19 protein-coding genes and 1 riboswitch are annotated in these 21,084 nt (G+C 69.1%); of the genes, 14 read left to right on the top strand and 5 right to left on the bottom strand.

Annotated elements, in window-relative coordinates:
• The first annotated feature begins 3 nt into the window (after positions 1 to 3).
• From rpsI to ABD927_RS08430, 5 genes are all read left to right on the top strand, one after another.
• A complete protein-coding gene (rpsI, locus tag ABD927_RS08450; RefSeq protein WP_345248270.1) occupies positions 4 to 396 on the top strand; it encodes a 30S ribosomal protein S9 in 393 nt (130 codons plus the stop codon).
• Positions 397 to 594: 198 nt separating this feature from the next.
• Positions 595 to 1,677: an N-acetyl-gamma-glutamyl-phosphate reductase gene (argC, locus tag ABD927_RS08445; protein ID WP_345248268.1), complete on the top strand. Its 1,083-nt coding sequence runs from the start codon at positions 595 to 597 to the stop codon at positions 1,675 to 1,677.
• On the top strand, positions 1,677 to 2,543 hold the full coding sequence (locus tag ABD927_RS08440; RefSeq protein WP_345248266.1) for a DUF6776 family protein: 867 nt from the start codon (positions 1,677 to 1,679) through the stop codon (positions 2,541 to 2,543). The genes argC and ABD927_RS08440 overlap by 1 nt, the downstream gene beginning before the upstream one ends.
• Positions 2,544 to 2,784: 241 nt before the next feature.
• A complete protein-coding gene (gene erpA / locus ABD927_RS08435) occupies positions 2,785 to 3,153 on the top strand; it encodes an iron-sulfur cluster insertion protein ErpA (RefSeq protein ID WP_345248264.1) in 369 nt (122 codons plus the stop codon).
• A 163-nt stretch (positions 3,154 to 3,316) separates the two neighbouring features.
• On the top strand, positions 3,317 to 5,263 hold the full coding sequence (locus ABD927_RS08430; protein ID WP_345248262.1) for an ATP-binding cassette domain-containing protein: 1,947 nt from the start codon (positions 3,317 to 3,319) through the stop codon (positions 5,261 to 5,263).
• Here the strand turns inward: ABD927_RS08430 and ABD927_RS08425 are convergent.
• Both ABD927_RS08425 and ABD927_RS08420 read right to left on the bottom strand, forming a co-directional pair.
• The gene (locus ABD927_RS08425) at positions 5,260 to 6,372 is read right to left on the bottom strand and encodes an anhydro-N-acetylmuramic acid kinase (protein ID WP_345248260.1); all 1,113 of its coding nucleotides are present in this window, start codon (positions 6,370 to 6,372) and stop codon (positions 5,260 to 5,262) included. The two genes, ABD927_RS08430 and ABD927_RS08425, sit on opposite strands and share 4 nt — an antisense overlap.
• A 35-nt stretch (positions 6,373 to 6,407) precedes the next feature.
• Complete coding sequence (locus tag ABD927_RS08420) at positions 6,408 to 7,859, bottom strand: peptidoglycan DD-metalloendopeptidase family protein (RefSeq protein ID WP_345248258.1); 1,452 nt, start codon at positions 7,857 to 7,859, stop codon at positions 6,408 to 6,410.
• A 270-nt stretch (positions 7,860 to 8,129) separates the two neighbouring features.
• Here ABD927_RS08420 and tyrS point away from each other — a divergent pair, with 270 nt between their 5' ends.
• The 7 genes from tyrS (at position 8,130) to ABD927_RS08385 (ending at position 14,645) form a co-directional block, all read left to right on the top strand.
• On the top strand, positions 8,130 to 9,389 hold the full coding sequence (gene tyrS, locus ABD927_RS08415; protein WP_345248256.1) for a tyrosine--tRNA ligase: 1,260 nt from the start codon (positions 8,130 to 8,132) through the stop codon (positions 9,387 to 9,389).
• Positions 9,389 to 10,018, top strand: coding sequence for a YbhB/YbcL family Raf kinase inhibitor-like protein (locus ABD927_RS08410; protein ID WP_345248254.1), 630 nt, complete (start codon positions 9,389 to 9,391; stop codon positions 10,016 to 10,018). The genes tyrS and ABD927_RS08410 overlap by 1 nt, the downstream gene beginning before the upstream one ends.
• Before the next feature lie 46 nt (positions 10,019 to 10,064).
• Positions 10,065 to 10,682: a histidine phosphatase family protein gene (locus ABD927_RS08405; protein WP_345248252.1), complete on the top strand. Its 618-nt coding sequence runs from the start codon at positions 10,065 to 10,067 to the stop codon at positions 10,680 to 10,682.
• A gap of 60 nt (positions 10,683 to 10,742) precedes the next feature.
• Positions 10,743 to 10,892: riboswitch (ZMP/ZTP riboswitch) on the top strand.
• A 160-nt stretch (positions 10,893 to 11,052) separates the two neighbouring features.
• Positions 11,053 to 12,297, top strand: a complete 1,245-nt coding sequence (gene glyA / locus ABD927_RS08400) for a serine hydroxymethyltransferase (protein WP_345248250.1) — start codon at positions 11,053 to 11,055, stop codon at positions 12,295 to 12,297.
• A 28-nt stretch (positions 12,298 to 12,325) separates the two neighbouring features.
• Positions 12,326 to 12,811: a transcriptional regulator NrdR gene (gene nrdR / locus ABD927_RS08395; RefSeq protein WP_345248248.1), complete on the top strand. Its 486-nt coding sequence runs from the start codon at positions 12,326 to 12,328 to the stop codon at positions 12,809 to 12,811.
• A 12-nt stretch (positions 12,812 to 12,823) separates the two neighbouring features.
• Positions 12,824 to 13,969, top strand: coding sequence for a bifunctional diaminohydroxyphosphoribosylaminopyrimidine deaminase/5-amino-6-(5-phosphoribosylamino)uracil reductase RibD (gene ribD, locus ABD927_RS08390; RefSeq protein WP_345248246.1), 1,146 nt, complete (start codon positions 12,824 to 12,826; stop codon positions 13,967 to 13,969).
• A 43-nt stretch (positions 13,970 to 14,012) separates the two neighbouring features.
• Positions 14,013 to 14,645, top strand: a complete 633-nt coding sequence (locus tag ABD927_RS08385) for a riboflavin synthase (protein ID WP_345248244.1) — start codon at positions 14,013 to 14,015, stop codon at positions 14,643 to 14,645.
• Here the strand turns inward: ABD927_RS08385 and ABD927_RS08380 are convergent.
• Genes ABD927_RS08380 through ABD927_RS08370 form a run of 3 tightly spaced genes read right to left on the bottom strand, consistent with a single transcriptional unit; the run spans position 14,640 to position 16,961 of the window.
• Positions 14,640 to 15,131, bottom strand: a complete 492-nt coding sequence (locus tag ABD927_RS08380) for a RidA family protein (protein ID WP_345248242.1) — start codon at positions 15,129 to 15,131, stop codon at positions 14,640 to 14,642. The genes ABD927_RS08385 and ABD927_RS08380 overlap by 6 nt on opposite strands.
• A gap of 17 nt (positions 15,132 to 15,148) precedes the next feature.
• Complete coding sequence (locus tag ABD927_RS08375) at positions 15,149 to 16,105, bottom strand: threo-3-hydroxy-L-aspartate ammonia-lyase (RefSeq protein ID WP_345248240.1); 957 nt, start codon at positions 16,103 to 16,105, stop codon at positions 15,149 to 15,151.
• Positions 16,098 to 16,961, bottom strand: a complete 864-nt coding sequence (locus ABD927_RS08370) for a tripartite tricarboxylate transporter substrate binding protein (protein WP_345248238.1) — start codon at positions 16,959 to 16,961, stop codon at positions 16,098 to 16,100. The genes ABD927_RS08375 and ABD927_RS08370 overlap by 8 nt, the downstream gene beginning before the upstream one ends.
• 322 nt (positions 16,962 to 17,283) lie before the next feature.
• Between ABD927_RS08370 and ABD927_RS08365 the strand changes: the two genes are divergently transcribed.
• Entirely contained in the window at positions 17,284 to 19,332 is a 2,049-nt protein-coding gene (locus ABD927_RS08365) for a hydantoinase/oxoprolinase family protein (protein ID WP_345248236.1), read from the top strand.
• Positions 19,322 to 21,067 (top strand): hydantoinase B/oxoprolinase family protein, encoded by a 1,746-nt coding sequence (locus ABD927_RS08360; RefSeq protein WP_345248234.1) that lies wholly within the window; start codon positions 19,322 to 19,324, stop codon positions 21,065 to 21,067. The genes ABD927_RS08365 and ABD927_RS08360 overlap by 11 nt, the downstream gene beginning before the upstream one ends.
• Positions 21,068 to 21,084 lie beyond the last annotated feature (17 nt).

Here is a 21,084-nt window from a genome sequence, read left to right as displayed (position 1 = left end):
CGCATGATCGGCAACTGGAATTACGGAACCGGCCGCCGCAAGACCTCGGTGGCGCGTGTGTTCCTCAAGAAGGGTTCGGGCAAGATCGTCGTCAACGGCAAGCCGGTCGACGACTACTTCGCCCGTGAAACGGGCCGCATGATCGTGCGCCAGCCGCTCGATCTGACGGGCCACCTGGAGTCCTTCGACTTCCACATCAACGTCCATGGCGGCGGCGAGAACGGCCAGGCCGGTGCGGTGCGCCACGGCATCACCCGCGCGCTGATCGACTACGACGCCACGCTCAAGCCGGCGCTGTCGCAGGCGGGTTTCGTCACCCGCGACGCCCGCGAAGTGGAACGGAAGAAGGTCGGCCTGCACAAGGCGCGACGCCGCAAGCAGTTCAGCAAGCGCTGATCGGCTTCGATCGTCCGCATGCCCCCGCGCGGGGCATGCAAAAAAGAGGGCCGCAGCGATGCGGCCCTCTTTTTTGCTGCCGGCAAGCGCCCGCTTCCGGGCCGGATGCGGCGGTCAGCACTTTTTCCCGTTTTGTGGTCATATTCGCATGGCAAGGTCGCCATGCGGAATGGCTGTGCAGTGTTTCTGGAGACGGCAATGGGCAATGGCACGGCGGCGGGCGCCGCCAAGGTGAGAGTAGGGATCGTCGGCGGCACCGGATATACCGGCGTGGAGCTGTTGCGCCTGCTGGCGCAGCATCCGCACGCCGAACTGACGGCGATCACGTCGCGCAAGGAAGACGGCATGCCGGTGGCCGACATGTTCGCCAACCTGCGCGGCAAGGTCGACCTGGCCTTCAGCGCGCCGGAAAAAGCCCGCCTCGACCAGTGCGACGTGGTGTTCTTCGCCACCCCGCACGGCGTGGCGATGGCGCAGGCCCAAGAGCTGCTGGCCGCGGGCGTGCGCATCATCGACCTGGCGGCCGACTTCCGCCTGAAGAATCTGGCGGCGTTCGAGAAGTGGTATCGCATTCCCCACACCTGCCCGGCCATCCTGGAAGAATCGGCGTACGGCCTGGTCGAGATCAACCGCGAAGCGATCCGCAACGCGCGCGTGGTCGGCAACCCCGGCTGCTATCCGACCACCGTGCTGCTGGGCCTGGCGCCGCTGCTCGAAGGGCGGGCCGGCGGCCAGCCGCTGGTCGACGCCTCCACGCTGATCGCCGATTGCAAGTCGGGCGTGACCGGCGCCGGCCGCAAGCCCGAGATCCACATCCTGTTCTCCGAGGCCAGCGACAATTTCAAGGCCTACGGCGTGATGGGCCATCGCCATCACCCCGAGATCGTCGAGCACCTCGAAAGGCTGCACGGCGGCCCGGTCGGCCTGACCTTCGTGCCCCACCTGACGCCGATGGTGCGTGGCATGCATTCCACCCTCTACGCGCGCATCGCGCCCGAGGCCCGCGGCGTCGACTTTCAGGCGCTGTACGAGCAGCGCTACGCCAACGAGCCCTTCGTCGACGTGATGCCGCCCGGCAGCACGCCCGAAACGCGCTCGGTGCGGGCCTCCAACGTGCTGCGCATCGCCGTGCACCGGCCCGACAATGGCGATCAGCTGGTGGTCCTGGTGGTGCAGGACAATCTGGTCAAAGGCGCGTCGGGCCAGGCGGTGCAGAACATGAACCTGATGTTCGGCCTGCCGGAAGACGCCGGCCTCGGCCAGGTGGCCGTCCTGCCCTGATGAAGCGGCGGCCGCTGCTGCCCGCGCTGGGCCGCCGCCTGCGCCGGCCGCCGGCGGGGCTGGCCAGGCTGATCCGGCGTCCGGAACAGCCGGCGGCGCGCCGCCTGCCGCCGCCGCTGCAGGTGCTGGTGCTGCTGTCGATGCTGGCCCTGGGCGCGGCGCTGGGCAGCGGCCTGTACGAATACGCCCGCCGGCTGGCGGGGCTGGCGCCGGCCATTTCGCATTCCGAGCTGGCCCAGCTGCGCGGCGAGGCGCAGCGGCTGGTGGCCGACAACGAACGGCTGCAGAACCGCCTGAACGCGGCCGATGGCCAGCTGGCCATCGAGCGCGCCGCCAAGGATCAGCTGGCCGCCGAGCTGCGTGCCGCGCAGAAGGAAATGGGCGGCTTGCGCAACGACCTGGCTTTTTTCGAGCAACTGATCCCGGCCGATCCGCGGCAGGGGCAGGTCAGCATCCGCTCGGCCGAGGTCGACCGGCAGGGGGCGTCGCTGCGCTACCGCGTGCTGCTGATGCGCAGCGGCCGGCCTTCCGGCGAGTTCCGCGGCCAGCTGCAATTCACCGCGTCCGGCACGCGCGACGGCGCCAGCGTCACGGTCGACCTGCGGCCGCCCGCGGAGCCGCTGGCCGCGGCGGTGGCAACGGGCCCGGCGGGTAGCGGGGCCCCGGCGGGCGGCGCAGCCACGGCGGCCGCACAGGGCCCGGCGGGCGGGGCGGCCGACGATCCGCTCGGCCTGCGCTTCCGGCAGTACCAAAGGGCCGAGGGCACGCTCGATGTTCCGCCAGGATTCGTGGCGCGCACGGTGACCGTGCGCGTTCTGGAGGGCGGCGTGGTGCGTTCGCAAAGCGTCGTCGACGTGCCGGCGTGATAATGCCGGATCTTGAACTTCCCGCCCGCCGGCCGCATCTTGGAAGTAGCCGGAAAGCCGCAGTGCCCCCAGGCTTGCCAGATCCCCTGGCGCCGCCGGGGTTGAAATCGGCGGCCAATGAGGGTTGAATAGCCCGTTTCCCGATGGAATCCGCAGCGCGGCGCCCGCATGGCGCCGCGAACGCGCCGCCGGTGCGCGGGGCAGCCGCCCCGCCCGGCCAGGCCGCATGCAAGGAGCACTCATGAACACAGCCGTAGAGCAAAGCAACCTCGAAGCGCCCCCGCTTCAACTCATCTTCACCGACGCGGCCGCCGCCAAGGTCAAGGAACTGATCGACGAAGAAGGCAACCCCGCGCTCAAGCTGCGCGTATTCGTGCAGGGCGGCGGCTGTTCCGGCTTCCAGTACGGCTTCACCTTCGACGAAGACGTCAACGACGACGACACCACGTTCGACAAGAACGGGGTGCAGCTGCTGATCGATTCCATGAGCTTCCAATACCTGGTCGGCGCCGAGATCGACTACAAGGAAAGCCTGGAAGGCTCGCAGTTCGTCATCAAGAACCCCAACGCCACCACCAGCTGCGGCTGCGGGTCGTCGTTCTCGGTCTGACGCTTCCCGCCGGGCCGGCGCCGCGGCGTTCGACCCTGCGGGGCGGCGTCGACGGCCCCCTCGTGCCACGCTTCATGGCGCCGCCGCCCGACTCGCGGCGGCGCTTTCCTCCCGGCGCCTCGCTCGAGGCGCTTCGTTTTTTCCGGCATCCGCCGGCATTCCCATGGCGCTCATCGCACTGACCGACATCGAACTGGCATTCGGCCATGTTCCGCTGCTGCATCGTGCCGGGTTCTCGATCGAACCCGGCGAACGGATCGGCCTGATCGGCCGCAACGGCACGGGCAAGTCTTCGCTGCTGAAACTGCTCGACGGCCGCACCCAGCCCGACGACGGCGTGGTGGTACGCCAGGCCGGCCTGAAGGTGGCCACGGTCGAGCAGGAGCCGCCGTTCGACGAATCCGGCACCGTGTTCGATGCCGTCAGCGAAGGCCTGGCGCAGGGCCGCGACCTGCTGCGCGCGTACCAGCGGCTGACGCATGAACTGGCCGTTCAGGCGCCGGGCGCCGATACCGACGCGCTGCTGGCCCGGCTGCAATCGCTGCAGGCCGAGCTGGAGGCCCACGACGGCTGGACGGTACAGGCGCGCATCGAGGCCACGCTGCAGCGCCTGGGCCTGAGCGCCGACGCGCCGATCGCCGGGCAGTCGGGCGGCACGCGCAAGCGCATCGCGCTGGCGCGCGCGCTGCTGGGCGACCCCGATCTGCTGCTGCTGGACGAACCCACCAATCATCTTGATTTCGAAGCCATCGCCTGGCTGGAGGAGTTGCTGCGCGCGTTCCCGGGCAGCGCGGTGATCGTGACCCACGACCGCCGCTTCCTCGATGCCGTGGCCACCCGCATCGTCGAGCTGGACCGCGGCCAGCTGGCGAGCTTTCCCGGCTCGTTCGCGGCCTACCAGGCGCGCAAGGCCGAGATGCTGGAGGCCGAGCGGCTGGAACACGCCCGGCTCGACAAGCTGCTGGCGCAGGAAGAGGCCTGGATCCGCAAGGGCGTGGAGGCCCGCCGCACCCGCAGCGTGAGCCGCATACGGCGGCTCGAGCAGTTGCGCGTGCAGCGCGCCGAACGGCGCGAGCGCGTGGGCAAGGTGGCGATCGATGTGGCCGAGGGCCAGCGCTCGGGCAAGCTGGTGGCCGAATTGACCGACGTGTCGAAGTCGTTCGGCGACCGCGCGGTGATCCGCGCGTTTTCGACCACGGTGCTGCGCGGCGATCGCATCGGACTGATCGGCCCCAACGGCGCCGGCAAGACCACGCTGCTGAAGCTGATCCTGGGCGAGCTGGAGCCCGACGCCGGCACCGTGCGCCGCGGCAGCAACCTGGCCGTGGCCTACTTCGACCAGATGCGTTCGCAGCTCGACGACGAGATGGCGCTGGCCGACGTCATCAGCCCCGGCAGCGAGTGGGTCGAGATCAACGGCCAGCGCAAGCATGTGATGAGCTACCTGGGCGATTTCCTGTTCGCGCCCGAACGCGCGCGCTCGCCGGTCAAGAGCCTGTCGGGCGGCGAGCGCGCGCGGCTGCTGCTGGCGCGGCTGTTCGCGCGGCCGGCCAACGTGCTGGTGCTGGACGAACCCACCAACGACCTCGACATCGAGACGCTGGAGCTGCTGGAAGAACTGCTGCAGGACTACGCCGGCACGGTATTCCTGGTCAGCCACGACCGCGCCTTCCTCGACAACGTGGTGACCCAGACCATCGCCTACGAAGGCGACGCGCGCTGGCGCAACTACGTGGGCGGCTATGAGGACTGGCTGGCCCAGCGGCCGCGCGCGGCGCAGGCCGACGGCGCCCCGCAGGCGCCCGGCGCACGGCACGAAGCCCAGGCCGCTCCGGCCGCCCTGGCCGCGCCGGCCTCCAAGTCCCCGCCCCGCGCGGCGCGCGCCGAAAAGGCATTGACGTCATGGGAGCTGCGCGAACTCGACGGCCTGCCCGACCTCATCGCCGGCCTCGAAGCCGAGCAGGCGGCCCTGGCCGCACGCCTGGCCGACGGCACGCTCTACCGCAGCGACGCCGCCGAAGCCGCCCGCATCGAAAAACGGCTGGCCGACATCGACGCCGACCTGCTGGCCAGGCTCGAACGCTGGGAACTACTAGAAAGCCGCCGCTAGGCGGGATATAGCGCGCCCAGGACGCGCTCGCCGCTCGCGCCCGTCACCGCCGGCAGGTTGCCGGCCAGCCCGGCCAGGTGGCGCTGCGCCAGCCACGCGAAGGCCAGTGCCTCGACCTGCTGGGCCGGCACGCCCAGCGCATCGGTGGCTTCCACCGGCAGGCCGGAAGCGGCGGCCAGCGCGCGCATCAGCGCGGGGTTGTGCGCGCCGCCGCCGCATATCCATAGCCGCTGGCATCCCGGGCCGTGCGCGCGTACCGCGTCGGACACCGTGCGGGCCGTGAGCTGCAGCAGCGTGGCCTGCACATCGGCCGGCTTGAGCGGTGCGGGCCACCCGGCCAGCCGGCTGTCGAGCCAGTCTTCGCCGAACAGGTCGCGCCCCGTGGATTTGGGCGGCGCGGCCGCGAACCATGGTTCGCCGGCGATCAGGTAGTCGCACAGCGGGGCGTCGGCGCGGCCGGCGGCGGCGAAATGGCCGTCGCGGTCGAACGGCTGGCCGGTATGCCGCGCGCACCAGGCATCCAGCAGCATATTGGCCGGCCCGGTGTCGAAGCCGCGCACCGGCTGGCCGGGTTCCAGCAGCGTCACGTTGGCAATGCCGCCCAGGTTGACGATGGCGCAGGGGCCACGCTGGCCGAATACCGCGGCGTGGAAGGCCGGCACCAGCGGCGCGCCCTGGCCGCCGGCTGCCACGTCGCGGCTGCGCAGGTCGGCCACCACCGGGATGCCGCAGGCTTCGGCCAGCCGGGCCGGGGCGTTGATCTGCACGGTATAGCCGAGGTCCGGCCGGTGGCGGACCGTCTGCCCATGGGCGCCGATGGCGCGCACCTGGCCGGCGGGCACGCCGGCTTCGTCCAGCAGCGCGCGGACGACTTGCGCATACAGGTCGGCCAGCGCGAGGGAGGCCTGCGACATGCGGGCGATTTCATCGTGGCCGGGGCGGTTCAGCGCCAGCAGTTCGGCGCGCAGCGCAGGGGGTATCGGCCGCGACGCGGCGGCCCGGATGGCAGGCGCGTCGTCGCCGAACCGGGCCAGCACGCCGTCGACGCCGTCGACGCTGGTGCCCGACATCAGCCCGATGTACAAGCCGGGAGAGCCAGCGGCGGTCATGACATCTTCCCCGATGGAAGAGGCCGCGCCCGCGCTCACCGGTTGGCGGCGACCGGCAGCGCTTCGGCGGCGGGCGGCGCCGATTCGTTCAGCCGCGCCAGCAGATCCATCTGGTGGCGCAGCGGCCCGGTGGCGGAGCGGAACAGCGCCAGGCCGGCGGCGTTCAGGTCGACCGCCTGCGGCAGCGCCACGGTGAGCGGGTCCACCGCCTTGCCGGCGATGCGGAACTCGTAGTGCAGGTGCGGCCCGGTGGCCCAGCCGGTGGACCCCACGCGGCCGATGAATTGGTTCTGCGCCACGCGGTCGCCTTTCTTCAGTCCGGGCGCGAACGCGCTCATGTGCGCGTACAGCGTGGAGTACGGGCCGCTGTGGCGGATGACGACGACGTTGCCGTAGCCGTTCTGCACGCCGACGAAGTCGACCACGCCGTCGGCCGTGCTGCGGATCGGCGTGCCCTTGGGCGCGCCGTAGTCCACGCCTTCGTGCTTGCGCCACTTCTTGAGGATCGGGTGGTAGCGGATCGAGAAGCCCGACGTGACCCGGGTGAATTCGACCGGCGAACGCAGGAAGGCCTTGCGCAGGCTCTTGCCGTCGAAGCCGTAGTAGCCGCCCGGCGTGCCGGGCTGGCCGTCGAACCAGACCGCCCGGTGCGCCGTGCCGTCGTTGACGAACTCCAGCGCCAGCACGCGGCCGGCGCGCACGTAGTTGCCCTGGTGCGTGTAGATTTCGTAGACCACGTCGAAGTGGTCGCCACGGCGCAGGTCGCGGTGGAAGTCGACCTCGCCCGACAGGATCTCGGCGATCTGGGTGGCGACGGTGTCGGGGATGCCGGCCGCGTCGGTCGCGCCGAACAGCGAGTTGTAGATCTCGCCATGCACCGCGCGCGTTTCGCGCTCGGTATCGAGCTGAAGGTCGCTGGCCTGGAAGCCGTCGCCGCTGCGTTCCACCTGCAGCAGCCGCGACACCACCTTGCCGTTGTCGTCGGTGCCGGGCGTATGGATGTAGCGCAGCCAGCGCACCTGGCCGAGCGCGTCGGTGGCGGCCTGCACGGTGCGGCCCGGGATCAGCTGATACAGGCTGCGGGCGGACGGCGACGTGCGCAGGAAGCGCTCCAGCCCGGGATCGTCGACGTCCAGGCGGTTCAACAGCGTGGCGACCGAATCGCCGCGCTGCACCTGTTCCTCGCGGATGAACTCGGCCGGCGCGGCCTCGGCCGTGGCCGCGCGCTCGGCCAGGTCGGGCAGCGCCAGCGATTGCACCACGCGGGTGGCGGGCGGCAGTTCGGTCTCGGGCGACAGCGGCGCCACGCCGATGGCGGCGGCGGTGGCGAACACGCCCACGGCGCCCGCGGCGATGACGACGCGGCGGGTGACGGGGGAGACTTCGTTGCGGGAGGGGGAAGCGGCGCCGCGGTCGACGACTCGACGGACGGCCGCGGCAATGCGGGTCAGCACCGCGTGCGCGATGCCGGAAAACTTGAAATTCATGCGTCCTGGCCCCGAAAGACGGTTGGGCTAGAATTTGCTCCGGACGAGTCCGGAACGCGGCGTTTTTCCGGGGACGAAGGGCCGACTGTTACATTGCGGCGCAAACGCGCCGGCAAATGCAAAACGAGGCCGTGGGGCAGGGTCGAAGGGCCGGACCCCATGGCAGAGCAGATCGGTTGTGTCGCCGGGAATGGGCCGAGTATATAGAAGCGGACAGCTAGTGCCAATACGACTTATTACAATTTACACATTTCCCGAGCCTCCGCCGCCATGACCGACTCCCGCCCCGCCGCCCCCGGCACCGCCCAGGCCTACCCCGTCACGCCCGAGGTCGAGCGCGACCTGGCCGTCGTCAGGCGGGGTTGCGACGAACTGCTGGTGGAAGCCGAGTTCGGCCGCAAGCTGGCGCGCAGCCGGGCCACCGGCAAGCCGCTGCGCATCAAGCTGGGGCTGGATCCCACCGCGCCCGACATCCACCTGGGCCATACCGTGGTGCTGAACAAGATGCGCCAGCTGCAGGAACTGGGCCACACGGTGATCTTCCTGATCGGCGACTTCACTTCGATGATCGGCGATCCCAGCGGCCGCAACGCCACCCGCCCGCCGCTCACCCGCGAACAGATCGAGGCCAATGCCCAGACCTACTACGCGCAGGCCAGCCTGGTGCTGGACCCGGCGCGCACCGAGGTCCGTTACAACTCCGAATGGTGCGACCCGCTCGGCGCGCGCGGCATGATCCAGCTTGCCTCGCGCTACACCGTGGCCCGCATGCTGGAGCGCGACGACTTCACCAAGCGCTTCAAGGCCGGCGTGCCGATCTCGGTGCACGAGTTCCTGTACCCGCTGATGCAGGGCTACGATTCGGTCGCGTTGCAGGCCGACCTGGAACTGGGCGGCACCGACCAGAAGTTCAACCTGCTGGTGGGACGCGAACTGCAGAAGGAATACGGCCAGGAGCCGCAATGCATCCTGACCATGCCGCTGCTGGAAGGGACCGACGGCGTCGAGAAGATGTCGAAGTCCAAGAACAACTACATCGGCATCTCGGAAGAGCCGTCGTCCATGTTCGGCAAGCTGATGTCGATCTCCGACACATTGATGTGGCGTTATTTCGAGCTGCTGTCGTTCCGCTCGCTGGACGAGATCGCCGCGCTGCGGCGCGAAACCGAGGCCGGCCGCAATCCGCGCGACGTCAAGGTGATGCTGGCTCAGGAAATCGTGGCCCGCTTCCACTCGGCCGGGGCCGCCGAGCGCGCGCTGGCCGACTTCGACGCCCGCTTCCGCCAGAAGGCGATCCCCGACGAGATGCCGGAGGTGTCGGTGGCCGGCGCGCCGCTGGGCGTCCTGCAGCTGCTGCGCGAGGCCGGGCTGTGCGCCTCCGGCGCCGAGGCCCAGCGCAACATCGAACAGGGCGGGGTGCGGATCGACGGCGCGCGGATCGACGACAAGGGCCTAAAACTCGACGCCGGCATCTATGTCATACAGGTAGGCAAGCGCAAATTCGCGCGCGTTACCCTGAGGAGCAGCTGATGAAACTGTGGAGCAATTCCTTTGCCGACGGCCAGCCGATTCCGGCCCGTTACGCATTCGGCAAGCCCGATCCCAAGACGCAGGTGACGCTGTCCGACAACGTCAACCCGCACCTGGCGTGGTCCGATGCGCCGGCCGGCACGCAGTCGTTCGCGCTGCTGGTGCACGACTACGACGTGCCGAGCCGCGGCGACGACGTCAACCAGGCCGGCCGCACGGTGCCGGCCGACCTGCCGCGCGTGGACTTCTTCCACTGGGTGCTGGTCGACCTGCCGGCCGCCACGACCTCGATCGCCGAGGGCGAGTTCAGCCACGGCGTCACCCCCAAGGGCAAGGCGGGCCCGGCGGCGCCGCACGGCTCGCGCCAGGGCGTGAACGACTACACCGCATGGTTTTCGGCAGACCAGGACATGCGCGGCGACTACTACGGCTACGACGGCCCCTGCCCGCCCTGGAACGATTCGATCGTCCACCACTACGTGTTCACGCTGTACGCGCTCGACGTGCCCCGGGCCGCGCTGGAAGGCCGCTTCACCGGCGCCGACGTGCGGCGGGCGATCGAAGGGCATGTGCTGGACCAGGCCGCGCTCACCGGCACGTACGCATTGAATCCGGCGGTGAAGGCGTGAGCGCGACTGCGGCCAGGGGCGGCGAGACCGGCGCGGGGGCCGTCCGATGACGGAACTCTGGCTGGTGCGGCACGGCGAAACCGACTGGAATCGCCAGCGCCGCGTGCAGGGCATGCTCAATATCGGCCTGAACGACGTGGGACGGCGCCAGGCGCTGATGGTGGCCGAGCATCTGGCCGGCGTGCACGGCGGCGAGGCCGCCATCGACGCGATCCACAGCAGCGATCTCGATCGCGCCCACGATACCGCGCGGCCCACGGCCGAGCGGATCGGGCTGCCGGTCACGCTCGACGCCGGGTTGCGCGAACGTTGCTACGGTATTTGCCAGGGCCTGACCTTCGACGAACTGGGCGAGCGCCATCCCGAGGTCGCCGCCGGCGTGCTGCAGCGCCAGCCCGACTACGAGCCCGACGGCGGCGAATCGCCGCGCCGCTTCCAGCGGCGGGTGGTGGCCGCGCTCGAGGCCATTGCGGCCCGCCGGCGCGGCGCCCGCGTGCTGGTCTTCACGCACAGTGGCGTGATCGACATGGCATACCGCCACGCGGCCGGCGTGCCGCTGGAAGCGCCGCGGCCCCATGCGCTGACCAACGTCAGCATCAACCGGCTGGCGATCGGCGACGGCGGCTGGCGCATTCTCGGCTGGGCCGAAACCGGGCATGTGTGAACCGCCCCTGCGCGCTTGGCGCGCCGCGATGGATAACTGAGCTAAACTTGCGGTATTGCCTTCGCCCTGCGTAACTGGCGAATCAGCGGGCGCAAGCCCCGGTGGGTCTACCACGAGGAAGCGCAGGGTCAGGCGGCAGCCGGCTTTCCGGGCGCCCAGGCGGGCGGTCGTACTGCGGCTGCCGCATCGCCGTTCGCCTGGGCAGCCGTTAGGCAGGTTCGCAAGCCGAGCACCGCAGCCGTTCCGAGTCCGCGCTCCGCGCGCGTTCCGGTCGGGCGCCGCGCCGGCCTGCGCCGATTAGCGGCTGGCCGGGTTCCCCCCTCGAACACCCCCCGGCCAGCCTCTTGCTTCGCACAGGAAGGAACCCGTCATGTTCGACCGCAACCGCACCATCGCCCAGGCCGATCCCGAACTCTGGTCGGCCATCGAGCAGGAAAACCGCCGCCAGGAACAGCACATCGAGCTGATCGCGTCGGAAAACTACGCCAGCCCGGCAGTGATGCAGGCCCAGGGCACGCAGCTCACCAACAAGTACGCCGAAGGCTATCCCGGCAAGCGCTACTACGGCGGCTGCGAATACGTCGACATCGTCGAACAGCTGGCCATCGACCGCGCCAAGCGCCTGTTCGGCGCCGACGCCGCCAACGTGCAACCGAACTCGGGCTCGCAGGCCAACCAGGGCGTGTACATGGCGGTGCTCAAGCCGGGCGACACGGTGCTCGGCATGAGCCTGGCCGAAGGCGGCCACCTCACGCACGGCTCGCCGGTCAATGCCTCGGGCAAGCTCTACAACTTCCTGTCGTACGGCCTGAACGCGGAAGAGGAAATCGACTACGAACAAGTGGCCCGTCTGGCCGAACAGCACAAGCCCAAGCTGATCGTGGCCGGCGCCTCCGCCTATTCGCTGAAGATCGATTTCGCCCGCTTCGCCGAAATCGCCAAGGCCAACGGCGCGCTGTTCATGGTCGACATCGCCCACTACGCCGGCCTGGTCGCGGGCGGCGTCTATCCCAACCCGGTGCCGCACGCCGACTTCGTCACTTCCACCACGCACAAGTCGCTGCGCGGCCCGCGGGGCGGCCTGATCATGTGCAAGGCCGAGTTCGAGAAGGCCGTCAATTCGGCCATCTTCCCCGGCATCCAGGGCGGCCCGCTGGTGCACGTCATCGCCGCCAAGGCGGTGGCGCTGAAGGAAGCGCTGGAACCCGCCTTCGCCCAGTACGCCGCGCAGGTCGTGCGCAACGCGCAGGTGCTGGCCGACACGCTGGTGCAGCGCGGCCTGCGCATCGTCTCGGGCCGCACCGAAAGCCACGTGATGCTGGTCGACCTGCGCGCCAAGGGGCTGACCGGCAAGCAGGCCGAGCTGGCGCTGGGCCAGGCCCACATCACGGTCAACAAGAACGCGATCCCGAACGATCCGGAAAAGCCCTTCGTGACCAGCGGCGTGCGCCTGGGCACGCCGGCCATGACCACGCGCGGCTTCAAGGAGGCCGAGGCCGAACTCACGGCCAACCTGATCGCCGACGTGCTGGACCACCCGGAGGACGCCGACCGCATCGCCGCCGTGCGCGCGCGGGTCGACGCCCTCACTTCCCAGTTCCCGGTGTACGGCTGACCCCCGTCCCGCTCCGCGGCCCGCTGCGATGAAATGCCCGTTCTGCCGCCACGACGACACCCAGGTGATCGACACCCGGGAGCTGGAAGAGGGCGTGGTCATCCGGCGGCGCCGCCGCTGCACGAACTGCGACCGGCGCTTCACCACCTATGAGCGGATCGAACTGAACCTGCCCGCGGTCGTCAAGCGCGACGGCAGCCGCACGGAATACGATCCGGCCAAGCTGCGCGCCAGCATGGCGCTGGCCTTGCGCAAGCGGCCCGTCAGCGCCGACGCGCTGGAAGCTGCCATCGCGCACATCGAGCAGACGCTGACCACCAGCGGGGCGCGCGAAGTGCCCACCCAGAAGCTGGGCGAGCTGGTGATGCAAGAGCTGAAGAAGCTCGACAAGATCGCTTACATCCGTTTCGCGTCGGTCTACCGGAGCTTCGAGGACATCGTCGAATTCTCCGAGGCGGTGCGCGAGATGCAGGGCCCGCCGGCCCCTTCCGCGCGCCGGCGTCCGCGTACCTAGGAAACCGACACGATGACCGATGGCCGACGCCCCGAAGACGTCCGGTGGATGCGGCGCGCGCTCGAGCTGGCGAACGGCTCGCTCTATCTGACTTCGCCCAATCCGCGCGTGGGCTGCGTGATCGTCCGCGACGGCCGCGTGCTGGGCGAGGGCGCGACCCAGGCGGTGGGCGGCCCGCATGCCGAGGTCTGCGCGCTGCGCGATGCCGATGCGCGCGGCGAATCGGTGCGCGGCGCCACCGTCTACGTCACGCTGGAGCCGTGCAGCCACCATGGCCGCACGCCGCCTTGCGCCGACGCCCTGGTCGCGGCCGCGCCAGCGCGCGTGGTGGCCGCCATGGGCGACCCCAACCCGCGCGTGGCCGGCGGCGGCTTCGCGCGGCTGCGCGCGGCCGGCATCGAAGTCGAGACCGGCGTCTGCCTGGACGAGGCGCTGGCCTTGAACACCGGCTTCGTCGCCCGCATGGGGCGCGGCACGCCCTGGCTGTGGATGAAGATCGCCGCCTCCCTCGATGGCCGCACCGCGCTGCGCAACGGCCGCTCGAAATGGATCACCGGCGAGGCCGCGCGCGCCGACGGCCATCACTGGCGCGCGCGCAGCTGCGCGGTGCTGACCGGCATCGGCACGGTGCTGGCCGACGACCCGAAGCTGGACGTGCGCTACGTGGAAACGCTGCGCCAGCCGCGCAAGATCGTGCTCGACCCGCGGCTGGAGCTGCCGCTCGACGCCCGGCTGCTCGACGGCACCGAGACCCTGGTCTTCACCACCCGCGAGGACCCGGTGCGCAGCTCGCAGCTGGCCGGCCGCAACGCACGCCTGATCTGCCTGCCGGGTCCCGACGGCCGCGTCGACCTGCCGGCCATGATGCGCTGGCTGGGCGAGCACGAGGTCAACGAGGTGCACGTGGAGGCCGGCGAGCGGCTGAACGGGGCGCTGCTGCGGGCGGGCGTCGTCGACGAGCTGATCACCTATCTGGCGCCGGTGCTGCTGGGCGATGCCGTCGGCATGGCGCGCCTGCCGGTGCTGGACGACCTGGCGCAGGCGCGGCGGTTCGGGTTCTTCGATGTACAGTGCGTGGGCGCGGACCTGCGGGTGCGGGCGCGGTCGCCGGCGCGCTGGAATGCGCTGCGGGCGCTGGCGTGCGAGAGCACGCGCTGAGGGCGCCGGGGCGTCTGCCATACCATTTTCTGGAGTTCACATCATGTTCACGGGAATCGTCACTGCCGTCGGGCGCATCGAGCGGGTGGAGCCGCTGGGGGCGGGACCGGAGGCCGGCGTGCATCTGACGGTGGATGCCGGCGGGCTGGATCTGGAGGATGTGCGGCCGGGGGATTCGATCGCGATCCAGGGGGCGTGCATGACGGCGATCCGGCTGGAGGGGGGGCGTTTCGAGGTGGACGTGTCGCGCGAGAGCCTGGACCGGACGGTGGGGCTCGATGCCGTGGGCGAGGTCAACCTCGAAAAGGCACTGACGCTCAATGACCGGCTGGGAGGGCATCTGGTGTCGGGGCACGTGGACGGGATCGGCACGGTAGCCCGTTTCGAGCCGGTGGGCGAATCGCACGAACTCGTCGTCACCGTGCCTGCTGCGCTGAGCCGCTATCTGGCCTACAAAGGGTCGATCACGGTCAATGGCGTGAGCCTGACCGTCAACCGCGTGGCCGACCATGCCGGCGGGACCGATGTGTCCATCAACCTGATTCCGCATACGGTGCAGGTGACTACCCTGCGCAACCTGCGCGCGGGCAGCCCGGTGAATCTGGAAATCGACATGATTGCCCGCTACGTGGAGCGGATGATGTCGATGCCGGAAGGAACGACGCGCGGCCTATGAGGCGTGGGTGTCGCCGAGTTCGGCGACCAGTTCGACTTCCACCAGGGCCTGCGATGGCAGGCTGCCGGCGCCGAGCGCCGAACGCACGTGGCCGCCGGCCGGGCCGAACAGCTCGCGGGCCAGGGCCGATGCGGCGTCCATGACCTTGGCGTGCGCGCCGAAGTCCGGCGCCGCATTGAGGAACCCGCGGATGGAGACCAGCCCTTTCACCGTGGCCAGGTCGCCAAGGTGGTAGTGGAGCGCGAACACCGATCGCAGCAGGCACAGGCGGGCCGCTTCCTGCGCGCGCGGAATGTCATCCTCGCCCAATATCCTGCCCGCCATCAGTTCCTCCGGCCCGGTGCCGGTGCGCGGCAGCTGGCCGCTCACGTATGCAAGCCCCCGATGCACGCTCACCAGGTCGTAGCCGCCGTTGGGCACGGGCGGCGGCAGTATCTGCATGCCGAGCGCCCGTACCTTCCGGAATATCTCTGCCGATGTCGCCATTGCCCCGCCTCGTTCCGTCAAAGTAATTGGGAAAACCGGGCCAGGTCGACATTGCCGCCGCTGATCAGGATGCCGATGCGCCTGCCCTTCAGGAGATGCTTCATCTGCCTGGCCGCGGCCAGGCCCAGGCAGCCGGTCGGTTCGATCACCTGCTTCATGCGCTGCGCGAAGAAATGCATGCCCTCGATCAGTTCGGCGTCGCTTACCGTCAGGATGTCGTCGACGTCGCGCCGGATGATGGGGAAAGTGTACTGGCCGAGATGCTGCGTCTGGGCGCCGTCCGCGATGGTCTTCGGCGTGTCGATGTGCACGATGGCGCCGGAGCGAAACGAGCGCTGCCCGTCGTTGCCGAGTTCGGGTTCGACGCCATAGACCTTGCACGCCGGCGCCAGCGCCCGGGCCGACAGGGCCGAACCGGCAAGCAGGCCACCGCCGCCCAGGCCGACGAAATAGGCGTCCAGGTCGCCCACTTCCTCGAACAGTTCCTTGGCCGCCGTCCCCTGTCCGGCGATGATGTCGGGATGGTCGTAGGGATGGACCAGCGTCAGGCCCCGTTCCTCGGCCAGCGTGCGGCCGATCCGCTCGCGGTCTTCCTTGTATCGGTCGTACAGGATGATTTCGCCGCCATAGCCACGCGTGGCGGCCACTTTCATGGCCGGCGCGTCGTGCGGCATGACTATGGTCGCCGGCATGCCCAGCAGGCGCGCGGCCAGCGCCACCGCCTGCCCGTGATTGCCCGAGGAAAAGGCGACCACGCCCGCGCGCCGCCGGCTGGCGTCGAGCCTGGACAGGGTGTTGAACGCGCCGCGGAACTTGAACGCCCCCATGCGTTGCAGGTGCTCGCATTTGAAGAAGACTTCGGCGCCGAATTCCTCGTCGATCGTGCGCGAGGTCATCACCGGCGTGCGGCGGGCATGCCCTTCGATGCGTGCGGCAGCCTGCGCCACGTCCTCGAACGTAGGCAGTTCATTCATTGTCTTTCCTCTTGAGCGCTTTCTTCCAGCGGGCGATCTGGGCCTCGATGAATTCGGAGAACTGTGCCGGGGTATCGCCTACCGGCTGCGCTCCCATGTCGGCGAGCCTCTGGCGGACGGTATCGGTGGCGAGCGCCTTGCCGATCTCGTCGTGAAGCCGGGCCACGATCCCGGGCGGCGTGCCCACCGGCACCAGCACGCCCATCCAGAGCGACGAGCCGGCGCCGGTCACGCCCTGTTCCCCCAGTGTCGGGACGTCGGGCAGCGCCGGCATCCGCGCCTGCGTGCTGACCGCCAGTGCGCGGATCTTGCCCGCGCGGATGAACGGCAATGCCGAGGGCAGCGTCGTGAACAGCACTTGCACGTCGCCTGCCAGCAGCGCGTTCAGCGATTCGCCGCCGCCCTTGTAGGGAACGTGCACCAGGTCGGTCCCGGTGACGGTCTTGAACATTTCGCCGGCCAGGTGCGAAGAGCTGCCGATGCCCGATGACGAGAAGTTCAAGATCTTCGGATGCGCCTTCGCCAGCCCGATGAGTTCGGGCACCGATTTCGCCGGCAGCGACGGATTGACCAGCAATACCGTCGGCAGCGTAGCCACCAGCGTGACCGGCTGGAAGTCGCGGATCGAGTCATAGGGCAGGTCGTCGCGCAGCGCCGGGTTCGCGGCATGCGCGATATCGGCCATCATGATCGTGTATCCGTCCGGCTCCGCGTGGCGCAAGAGGTTGGTGCCGATGATCGCGCTGGCGCCGGGGCGGTTTTCCACCACCACCTGGCCCATCGCGCCGGCCAGCGACTGGGCCAGCAGGCGGCAGATGATGTCGCTGGCGCCGCCCGCGCTATAGGGAACGATCATTCTTATCGGCCTGTCCGGATAGGCCTGCGCCACCGGATGAAAAGCGGCGAGCAGCAGCAGCGGAAGACACCGCGTGACATTCCTCATGCAAATCCCCCAGGGCTGACGTGTCCGTTCGTTGTCGACATAACTTAGCCACCGTTCCCTTCGCGGACAACGCAATTTTTCTTGCCGCGATTCGAAAAAAAACTTCGGCCGGCCGGGCTCGCACCGGCGGCGCGCGGCCCGCAAAATCTATGGACTCGCCCGAAAAAAACTTGATGGTTATCCGTTTCGCCGCCGCCTAGACTCCGCCTTACTGGCATAGCGATCGGAAGGAACCATGTATCGAATCGGCGTCGACGTAGGCGGGACGTTCACGGATTTCACCTTGCTGGACGAGCGCTCGCTGAAGATTTCCTATCACAAGGTGCCCTCGACCCCCTCGGATCCCTCCACGGCCATACGGCAAGGGATCGGCGACCTGCTCGAGCGCTTCGGGATCGCCCCGGCGGACGTCGGCTTCATCGGGCATGGCACCACCGTGGCGACCAATCTGATCATCGAGAGGCGCGGGGTGAAGTGCGGACTGCTGACCACCCGCGGGTTCCGCGACCTGCTGGAGATCGGCCGGCAGACGCGCCCCAGTCTGTATGACTACCGGGTGACCAAGCCGGAGCCGATCGTCGAGCGGTCGATGCGGCTGCCGGTGACCGAGCGGATCGACGCGGACGGCCGCGTCCTGGCCGAACTCGACCGCGACGACCTGGAGCGGGGCGTGTCCGCGCTGAAGGCGGCGGGCGTGGAAGCCGTGGCGATCTGCTTCCTGCACTCCTATCGCAACGACGAGCACGAAGCGGCGGCGAGGGAGGCCGTCGCACGCCAGATGCCGGGCTGTTTCGTCAGCGTGTCTTCCGAAATCCTGCCCGAGTTCAGGGAATATGAGCGCCTGTCGACCACCGCGCTCAACAGCTATGCCGGTCCGACCATGCAGCGGTATCTGGACCGGCTGGCGCGCGGCATCGGCGAATTGGGAATGGCTCGCCAGCCCTATACCGTTCATTCGAACGGCGGCCTGATGTCCATGGAGACCGTGCGCCGGTTTCCCGTCCGGACGTGCCTGTCGGGCCCTTCGGCAGGGGTGGTAGGCGCGGCGGCCGTCAGCGCCGCCGGCGGCTATCGCAATCTGATCACCTTCGACGTCGGCGGTACCAGCACCGACGTGTCGCTGATCAAGGATGGCACGCCGGCCTTCACGTCGAGCCGGCTGGTGGCCGACCACCCCATCCGCACGCCGATGGTCGACGTCCAGGTGATCGGCGCCGGCGGCGGCAGCATCGCCTGGATCGACGACGCCGGCGCGCTGAAAGTCGGGCCGCACAGCGCCGGCGCCGATCCCGGGCCGATCGCCTACGACCGCGGCGGCGAGCGGGTGGCGGTAACCGACGTCAATATCTGCCTGCAGCGCCTCAATCCCGTGGCGCTGCTCGACGGCCAGCTGCCGGTCAACGCGGCCAAGGCGCGCGCCGCGCTCGCCGCTCAGATCGCGGCGCCGCTCGGACTGGATCCGGAAACGGCGGCCTACGGGGTGCTGCGCGTGGTGAACGCCAATATGAGCCGGGCGATCCGTTCGGTCTCCACCGAACGGGGCTACGACCTGGCGGACTTCGCGCTGTTCGCCTACGGTGGCGCGGGCCCCTTGCATGCATGCGAGGTGGCGGCCGAGTGCGGCATCCCGCTGGTCATCGTCCCCCAGGAGCCGGGAACCATGTGCGCAAGAGGCATCCTGCTGACCGACCTGACGATGGATTTCGTGCGCACCCGGATCGCGCCAGCGAATGCCGCGATCTGGCCCGGCATCGTGGAGTCGTTCGCTTCCATGAAACGCGAGGGGGAAGACTGGCTGGAGCGCGAAAAGGTGCTGGCGCCGAACCGGTCGTTCCGGATGTCGATCGATGCCCGCTATGTCGGACAGAACCACGAGATATCCGTGCCGGTGGACGATATGGCCGGCGGCGGGCTCGACGCGTTCCTGCACGCGTTCCGCGCGGTGCACGTCCGCGAGTATGGCTACGACATACCGGGCCGCGCCGTGGAGATCGTGAACTGCCGCCTGCAGGCGATCGGCAAGGTGCCGCGGGCGCCGCTCAGCCAAGTCGAGGCCGGCAGCCGCGAAGCGGCGCGCAGCGGGCGCCGCGATGTCTACTTCGGCGCATCGCACGGCTGGGTGCAGACCGACATCTATGCGCGCGAACGCCTGCCCGTGGACGAGCCCATCGAAGGACCCGCGATCGTGGACGAAATGAGTTCCACCACCGTCATTCCGCCCGGCGACGTGTTCCGGGTGGACGCCATCGGCAACTTGGTTATCGAGGTCAATCATGTCAACTGAAATCCAGGCGCTGTCCGGCCACGATGCCGCCGGACAGCGCCTTTTCGATCCCATCGGGATGGAAGTATTCAGCAACCGGCTGCTGACCATCACCGAAGAGATGGGAAACAATCTGATCCGCTCCTCGTTCTCCAGCAACATCAAGGAACGCAAGGACTGCTCGGTCGGCCTGTTCGATTACCGCGGCCGCCTCATCGCGCAGGCTTCGCATATTCCCTTGCACCTGGGGTCGCTGAGCGGCGGCGTCAATGCGCTGCTCGAGGCCGTCGCGCTCGACGCCATGCAGCCGGGCGATGCCTTCATCTCCAATGATCCTTACCTTGCCGGCGGCACCCACATGCCGGACATCACGCTGATCGAACCCGTGTTCTGGGACGGCAAGGTCCAGTTCTTCGCCGCCAATATCGCCCATCACTCCGATGTGGGCGGCAGCGTACCCGGCTCCATTTCGGGCGGTGCCCGCAGCGTTTTCGAAGAAGGGCTGCGCATACCGGTCATGCGTATCGTGCAGGCGGGCGAACTCGATGAAAGCCTGCTGGCCATGATTGCCCACAACAGCCGCGAGCCGGAGGAGCGGACGCTGGACATCAAGGTCCAGATCGCCGTCAACCAGCGTGGCGGCCTGGCGATGCGGCAGCTCATCGGACAGATGGGGCTCGACAAGGTGCACGGCGCGATCGACGACCTGATCCTGTATACGCGCCGGCGCCTGCTCAACCGGGTCCGCGCCCTGAAGCCGGGTAGCCATTCCTTTGCCACTTTTCTCGACGACGACGGCCTGGGCGATGGCGGCCGCGTGAAGCTGCACGTGACGGTCAAGGTGGATGGCGAGACCATCCGCTTCGACTTTTCCAACTCGGGCAAGCAGGCCAGGGGCGCGATGAACATCCCGCTCAGCGCGCTCCAGGCCACGGTCTACTACTGCGTCAAGGCCCTGCTCGACCCGGACCTGATGCCCAACAGCGGCGCCTTCGATGCCGTCCAGATCGAAACGCAGCCGGGTACCATCGTCTCCCCCCGGTTCCCGGCGCCCGTGGGCGCGCGCAGCATCACCTGCCAGAAAGTGGCCGGCGCGATCTTCGGCGCCTTCCGCGGCTTGCTGCCCCCCGAGCGGGTATATGCCTCCGCCAACGACGTGTTGCCGGCCATGGTGTTTTCCGGTGCGCTGACCCGCGCGTCGGGCACTTACGTCTATCTGGAAACGCTCGGCGGCGGCGCCGGCGCCGGCTATGAGATTGACGGCATGGATGGCATCCAGGTCCATGTCTCCAATACGGCCAATCTGCCCATCGAGGCGCTGGAGAACGAGTATCCGCTGCTGGTCGACGAATACACGTTCATTGCCGATTCAGGCGGCGCAGGCAAATGGCGGGGCGGCATGGGGCTGGCCCGCCAGATCCGCGCGCTGCAGGACGGCACCATCTTCTCGGCGCGTTCCGACGGCCACGTGAACGTGGCCCAAGGGGTGTTCGGCGGGGCGGACGGCCGGCCCGGCCGATTGATATTGAATCCGGGCCGGGAAACGGAAGCCTCGCTGCCTTCCAAGATCAGCCACCTGGTGCTGAAAAAGGGAGACTCGGTCCGCATCGAAACTCCCGGCGGCGCCGGATACGGCAGGCCGTCGGACAGGGCGACCGCGCTCCTGGCGCGCGACATCCGCGAGGGCAAAGTCTCGCGCGAGGTCGCGCAAGCCGAGTACGGTCCGATGTTGTGGGGAGACGACAAGGACTGGTGACCGCATTGCGGCACGGC

It is taken from the genome of Pigmentiphaga soli (assembly GCF_039541095.1).
Lineage (GTDB): Bacteria > Pseudomonadota > Gammaproteobacteria > Burkholderiales > Burkholderiaceae_B > Pigmentiphaga > Pigmentiphaga soli.
Note: the sequence above shows the minus strand (reverse complement) of the source record. Positions and strands in the feature narration are given on the sequence as shown.

Coding starts and splice junctions, on each gene's coding strand:
- tyrS (WP_345248256.1), top strand. CDS start 8,130: ATGACCGACTCCCGCCCCGCCGCCCCCGGCACCGCCCAGGCCTACCCC.
- ABD927_RS08430 (WP_345248262.1), top strand. CDS start 3,317: ATGGCGCTCATCGCACTGACCGACATCGAACTGGCATTCGGCCATGTT.
- ABD927_RS08410 (WP_345248254.1), top strand. CDS start 9,389: ATGAAACTGTGGAGCAATTCCTTTGCCGACGGCCAGCCGATTCCGGCC.
- ABD927_RS08440 (WP_345248266.1), top strand. CDS start 1,677: ATGAAGCGGCGGCCGCTGCTGCCCGCGCTGGGCCGCCGCCTGCGCCGG.
- rpsI (WP_345248270.1), top strand. CDS start 4: ATGATCGGCAACTGGAATTACGGAACCGGCCGCCGCAAGACCTCGGTG.
- ABD927_RS08405 (WP_345248252.1), top strand. CDS start 10,065: ATGACGGAACTCTGGCTGGTGCGGCACGGCGAAACCGACTGGAATCGC.
- ABD927_RS08425 (WP_345248260.1), bottom strand. CDS start 6,372: ATGACCGCCGCTGGCTCTCCCGGCTTGTACATCGGGCTGATGTCGGGC.
- ABD927_RS08375 (WP_345248240.1), bottom strand. CDS start 16,105: ATGAATGAACTGCCTACGTTCGAGGACGTGGCGCAGGCTGCCGCACGC.
- ABD927_RS08370 (WP_345248238.1), bottom strand. CDS start 16,961: ATGATCGTTCCCTATAGCGCGGGCGGCGCCAGCGACATCATCTGCCGC.
- ribD (WP_345248246.1), top strand. CDS start 12,824: ATGACCGATGGCCGACGCCCCGAAGACGTCCGGTGGATGCGGCGCGCG.
- ABD927_RS08420 (WP_345248258.1), bottom strand. CDS start 7,859: ATGAATTTCAAGTTTTCCGGCATCGCGCACGCGGTGCTGACCCGCATT.
- argC (WP_345248268.1), top strand. CDS start 595: ATGGGCAATGGCACGGCGGCGGGCGCCGCCAAGGTGAGAGTAGGGATC.
- erpA (WP_345248264.1), top strand. CDS start 2,785: ATGAACACAGCCGTAGAGCAAAGCAACCTCGAAGCGCCCCCGCTTCAA.
- glyA (WP_345248250.1), top strand. CDS start 11,053: ATGTTCGACCGCAACCGCACCATCGCCCAGGCCGATCCCGAACTCTGG.
- nrdR (WP_345248248.1), top strand. CDS start 12,326: ATGAAATGCCCGTTCTGCCGCCACGACGACACCCAGGTGATCGACACC.
- ABD927_RS08385 (WP_345248244.1), top strand. CDS start 14,013: ATGTTCACGGGAATCGTCACTGCCGTCGGGCGCATCGAGCGGGTGGAG.
- ABD927_RS08365 (WP_345248236.1), top strand. CDS start 17,284: ATGTATCGAATCGGCGTCGACGTAGGCGGGACGTTCACGGATTTCACC.
- ABD927_RS08380 (WP_345248242.1), bottom strand. CDS start 15,131: ATGGCGACATCGGCAGAGATATTCCGGAAGGTACGGGCGCTCGGCATG.
- ABD927_RS08360 (WP_345248234.1), top strand. CDS start 19,322: ATGTCAACTGAAATCCAGGCGCTGTCCGGCCACGATGCCGCCGGACAG.